4 protein-coding genes and 2 pseudogenes are annotated in these 5,663 nt (G+C 39.8%); 1 reads left to right on the forward strand and 5 read right to left on the reverse strand.

Annotated elements, in window-relative coordinates; genetic code table 11:
* Window positions 1-226: 226 nt before the first annotated feature.
* A complete protein-coding gene (locus Q0200_RS02450; RefSeq protein ID WP_297937309.1) occupies window positions 227-1,771 on the reverse strand; it encodes an inorganic phosphate transporter in 1,545 nt (514 codons plus the stop codon).
* 130 nt (window positions 1,772-1,901) lie between these two features.
* On the opposite strand from Q0200_RS02450, the gene Q0200_RS02455 reads away from it, so the two are divergent.
* On the forward strand, window positions 1,902-2,339 hold the full coding sequence (locus Q0200_RS02455) for a GatB/YqeY domain-containing protein (RefSeq protein ID WP_297937312.1): 438 nt from the start codon (window positions 1,902-1,904) through the stop codon (window positions 2,337-2,339).
* A 397-nt stretch (window positions 2,340-2,736) separates the two neighbouring features.
* Here Q0200_RS02455 and Q0200_RS02460 read toward each other — a convergent pair.
* From Q0200_RS02460 to Q0200_RS02475, 4 genes and pseudogenes are all read right to left on the reverse strand, one after another.
* A pseudogene (locus Q0200_RS02460) lies at window positions 2,737-3,438 on the reverse strand (methyl-accepting chemotaxis protein); the annotation flags it as partial.
* Between the two features lie 155 nt (window positions 3,439-3,593).
* Window positions 3,594-4,019 carry a hypothetical protein gene (locus tag Q0200_RS02465; RefSeq protein ID WP_297937315.1) on the reverse strand — a complete coding sequence of 142 codons (426 nt, stop codon included), beginning with the start codon at window positions 4,017-4,019 and terminating at the stop codon, window positions 3,594-3,596.
* Between the two features lie 10 nt (window positions 4,020-4,029).
* Entirely contained in the window at window positions 4,030-4,533 is a 504-nt protein-coding gene (locus Q0200_RS02470; RefSeq protein ID WP_297937317.1) for a PAS domain-containing protein, read from the reverse strand.
* Between the two features lie 23 nt (window positions 4,534-4,556).
* Window positions 4,557-5,663 (reverse strand): annotated as a pseudogene (locus Q0200_RS02475) (type II secretion system F family protein); the annotation flags it as partial.

Here is a 5,663-nt window from a genome sequence, read left to right on the forward strand (position 1 = left end):
TTGTGTTTATTTGTCTACTTTTATTAGCTAAATAGGTTATAGGTATTAAAATCTAACCGTAATTTAAAAGTAAAAACAGGTAAAACAATAATATACAACAATGGCGCAATAAGCAATTTTCAAATCAATTTTAACCCAAAATTTTGCCAAGCATCGGCGCAAATCAAGTTAAAATCGTAATTTTAAGCAACATAAAATCGCGAGCCGTAGCTCGCAAGAGTCAAATTTAAAGACCTAATATAGTCTTTAGAAGCATGTAAATAAGTGCCGCCGAGCCGCCTGCGATCGGTAGGGTGATGACCCACGCAAGCACGATAGGTTTGACCATTTTCCAGTTTGCGTCGCGGTTTAGGATGCCGATACCAAGTACCGCGCCGATGAGGATGTGCGTCGAGGAGACAGGGATGCCGAGCTTTGTAGCTAGCAGGATAACGGTACTAGCGGCTAGCTCGGCGCTAAAGCCGGTCGTAGGTAGGATCTCGGCTAGCTTGCTACCGATCGTGGTGATGACTTCTTTGCCCAAAAACCAAAGCCCGACAACAAGCGAGATGCCAAATGTCACCATTGCAATGCCCGGCACCGGAGCGGTGGCGTTTATCGAGCCTGTTTTTAGTACGTCTAGGATCGCGGCAAATGGCCCTACGGCGTTTGCGATGTCATTTGCGCCGTGAGAGAATGCAAATGAGGAGGCCGTAAATATCTGAAACCACGAGAAAATGCGGTTCGTGCTCTTTTCGGCATTGTCTTTTTTCATGACGTTTATCATTGCTAGCGTGGCGAGATAGGTGACGATACCGATGACGCAGATGATCCAGATCGTGCCGATGAAGCCGATGTCGAGATTTAGGTGTGCTAGGCCTTTAAATAGCATCATCGACGAGATGATGATCGCGCCGATGCCGGCCACCATCGGGATGTGTTTGCGCATGGCTTTTGACGTATCGATCTCTTTTTCGCGCTCTTTCATGGCTTTGATGGCGAGCTTGTATTCGCTGCGTTCGCCGCTTTCGACGTCGTCCTCGTCTAGGACCGCGATCTTGCTTAGTATTCTTATTTGCTCGCTTTCGGATTTTGTTTTTAGTTCTTGCAAATAGCGCTCTTTGTAGGCTTTACGCTCGCGTTTTAGTACCTTTAGCTCAAGGGTAAATTTGCGAGTAGGAATCAAAATTTTAGATTTTATGTAGCCGTAAATGAAGTAAGAAAGGATGCCTCCTAGCAGCGGTGAGATCACCCAGCTCACGGCGATCCTACCTATCTCGCCCCAGGAGACCATAGCTAGCGCCTTATCTCCGCCCATCGTCGTAAAGCCCATCGTAAGTCCGGCGCCGACGATACCGCCTACGATCGAGTGCGTCGTGGAGATAGGTAGACCCTTTTTAGACGCGATAAATAGCCAAATACCCGAGCTTAAAAGCGCCGACATCATAATCAGCACGAAAAGCATCGGCTCCGTGCCCTCCTGCGGGAAGCTCACGATGCCTTCGCGAATGGTTTTGGTTACCTCGCCGCCGGCGAATATCGCGCCGCTAAGCTCGAAAATAGCGGCTATAACTAGGGCTTGCTTTATCGTGACGGTCTTGGCGCCTACGCTCGTGCCAAAGGAGTTTGCGACGTCGTTACCGCCGATATTAAACGCCATAAATATACCGAAAATACTAGCGATACTGAAAAGCAAAAAGTGATGAGTCGGGATGTACTGATAGCCCCAAACGAAAAATCCAAACGCGGTAATAGCAAATATCGCAAAGGCAAAAAGATTGTCGCTTCTCAAGCAAGTCCTTTTAAAAATGAATGGTTAATTATAGCTACATTTTTCTTAAGCAAGCCAAATTTAGGCGGTTTTATTAGCTTTAAATTTTAGCTTCGTTATAATTTGCACACTTAAATTTAAAGGAGAAAAAGTGACTATCAGAGAGAAAATTTTAGACGATATCAAGACGGCGATGAAAGAAAAAGATAACTTTCGCCGCGACACGCTAAGGCTCATAAACTCTGTCATCAAGCAAGTAGAAGTCGATGAGCGTATCGAGATGACCGACGAAAAGGTGCTACCGATCCTGCAAACTCAGATTAAACGCCGCATGGACTCTATCGAGCAGTATAAAAACGGCGGCAGGGACGATCTGGCGCAAAACGAGCAAAAAGAGATCGACATCATAAACGGCTATTTGCCAAAGCAACTAAATGCAGACGAGCTAGAGGCCGAGATAAAAGAGATCATCGCTGGCCTTGGTGAGGGTGCAAATATCGGCGCCGTAATGAAAGCAGCCAAAGAAAAAATCGGTGCTAGAAGCGACGGCAAGAGCATAAGCGAGTGCGCAAAGAGGTTGCTGGGCTAAATTTGCATTTAAATTTGACCGAATTTGCTTTGGGATTTGGTCAAATTTGAGGCGAGGGCAGGTTTGCTTTAGACTAGCTTGCCTTTTTAAGCAATTCATTGTGCTTTTTATTTGAGTTGCTGGATATAATAATCAAATCGTTGTTCTAAGTTACACTGGTATTTTTGGTGAATCAAATCATTGTTGATTTTTACATAACGCTATTGATTGAATCGATTTTTAGTAAAATTTAAGGTTTTGTTTTTTGGATATGATGATTTATGAATTTTAATTATTTTAAACTGTTGCACTATTTTATGTGATATACGAACAAGTATAGTGAGATTTAGTTAACTAAAATATTATTGTGCAAATCTGAGTCAAATAGTTTAAATTTGACTCAGATTTATTATGGGTATTACTTTACGCTTTCTTCTATCGTAGCGTCTATTATCTTAAATATTTCGCCGCTCGCTTGTTTGACTTTAATGAATCTATCGACGAACTTTTGTATATCATCCATATTGTAACCATTTTTTGAATCTTCCAAGTTGGATTTTACAAGGTCACTTATTTGTTTGGCCGGTATGTTTGCTCTTTCGAAGCTTTTTGAGTTTGCAAAATATGCCGCTGCACCCTCGTACCACGCACTTAAATTTTGCGCCTGTTTTTGCATATTTTCGTCATCGCCTCTTTCGTTAATAACATTTCCGTATGCAGTCTGCAAGTATGTCACTCTGTTTATTTTACCTATAATGCCGATGGTTTTATTTTCTACGTATTTTGATATTTTTGCGCTTTGCGTTGCACCTTGACTAAATACATTCACGGCATCCCTAAATTTAGATACGCTCACACTTGCAACTTGCGCTATTTGTGTGATTTTATTGGAATTTTCATTTAAATCGTTTGTTTGTTGTTGCAGAGTTTGGATATTTATACCTATTTCGCTTGTGGCTTTTTGCGTATTTTCGGCTAGTTTTCGCACCTCGTCCGCTACCACGGCAAAGCCTCGTCCGTGCTCGCCGGCGCGCGCCGCTTCGATAGCAGCATTAAGAGCTAGTAAATTCGTCTGTTCGGCTATATCTTTGATCAAATTTACTACCGATGATATTTCTTCTGTTCTATGTGTCAAATTTTTAATAGCTTCGGTCGATTCTGTGATAAGGTGCTCTAGATTGCCCATATTTTGGCTAAGCTCGCTTACGGCCGACATCTAATGAAATTATAAAACTGGTCACACAATTCAAGGTTATTTTTCATTATTCTTTTCGCTCATATTTTAGTTAAATTTTTAATGCTTTGATTAAGATCGTTTTGCACTTCTAAAATACCGTCATTGCCATTGCCAAGTTCACTAAATTTTTCAGATAGTATGCCTCTAGTTTTACCTTTTTGTCCAGCTTTGATACCCTCAACGCCTTCACTCATGGATATGGCGTTAGTTTTAAAAAGTCCGCGAAAACCATCAATAAAAATATTTCTATAAGTTATTCCGCTCTCAGCTGATTTCACGCAAGTACCCATTTCTCTCTGCAAAGCTTCTACTTGATCAAGCAGATCGTTTATACCAAGCGCTATGTGGCCGATTTGGGAGCTTGGATCTATTTGTAAAATCCTTGGTTCCAAAAAACCGTTTCTGGCTTGTCCAATTACATTTAAAATTTCGTCGTAATTCAATTTTTCTTTTTTAAAAAACATAATTTTTCCTTTATAATCTTTGCAAATCGTTCATTAGCTCATCATAGCTTTTATTTTTTTCTTGTAAAACACTTTCTAGCAGCCTTGAAGAGGCCTCCAAGCCACCGCTTTTTTCGGCTTCCAATAGCTGTCTGTAAAGCGGAATAATAACCTCTAAAGCTTTTGGGTTTGGTTTGCGTCTGACTGAGTAGTAACCGATAATATTACCGCTTTGATCGAGCGAAGCTGTAACATTTGCGAATACCCAGTAAAATGAGCCGTCAAGGCTTTTGTTTTTAACATAAGCAAAAACCTCTTTTTTATTTTTTACATATTCCCATAAAATTTTAAAAACTACGCGAGGCATATCAGGATGTCTCACTATATTATGAGGTTTTCCGATTAGTTCATTGCCTTTTGCGCCGACTATTTGAGCAAAAGGAATGTTGCAATAGGTTATTTTCCCTTTTGTATCGGTTTTTGACACTAAAAACGCATCTGCGCTAACTTGACGTTCTTGTAAACTATTTTGCATTTATGTCCTTAAATTCTTATTTATTATCGCCCTTGAACGGCATTTCCAAGATCCCACATAGGCATAAAAATACCAAGCGCCAAGAGTATAACCATGCCTGCCATAAATAAAAGCATGATTGGTTCCACATAGCTTGAAATATTATCAACCAAATCACTAAATTTGGCTTTGTAATAGTCGGTAATCTTTTCTAGCATTGCGTCTATCGCACCGCCTTTTTCACCGGCGCTCAACATCTGAATAAGCATGCTTTCGTAAAGCTGAGTATCTCTAAATGCTTCTGTTAAAGATACACCTCTAGAAACTGCAATCTTGATAGTAGCGAGCTTATCGTGTATATCTTGATTTTCTACTGTTAGAGTGTTTCAAGGGCATCGGCAATTGGAATACCGGCCCTTACTAGCTCAGTAAAAATAAGGTTAAATCTATTCATTGTCGAATAGAATATAACTTTGTTGATTAAATAAACCTTTAGCATAAATTTATCAAATTTATATTTAAATTCATCATTTTTCTTGTATGAGTATTTTATAGCATATATTGTGGCTATAAAACCGGCCAGTATAAATAAACCGTAATTACTCAATGCGCTTTCTATGGATAAAAGTATAATTGTAGGAGTTGGTAGATTTGCGCCTAGCTGTTCAAATATCTCTCTAAACTGCGGAACAACGAATATCATCAATATAACAAATGCTATAGCCATGGCTGACATTACTATAATTGGATATCTAAGAGCCTTTTTAAATTTTCTTTGATTTTCCCAGACTTCTTGTAAAATTTCTGATAGTTTATGTAGCGACTCAGACATATTGCCTGTGCTTTCTCCGAGTTTTATCATAGCTACAACTACATCTCCGAGCTCTTCCTTGAATTTGGTTATAGCGTCAGTAAGACTTTGTCCTTGGTTAAGATCATCATTTATGGTTGTAAATATGATTTTTAATCTTTTATCTTCGGTTGATTTTGATATCTCCTTAATACTATCATGGATTGAAATGCCGGCATTTGTCATAACGCTTAGTTGTCGAAATGATGCTATTAGATTATTAATTTTTATCTTTGAACCGCCGACAAATGTTGATACCTTATTCATTAGGTCGGCAAACTGTTCTTCAAGCGGAACATTT

Source organism: uncultured Campylobacter sp. (assembly GCF_938045225.1).
GTDB lineage: Bacteria > Campylobacterota > Campylobacteria > Campylobacterales > Campylobacteraceae > Campylobacter_A.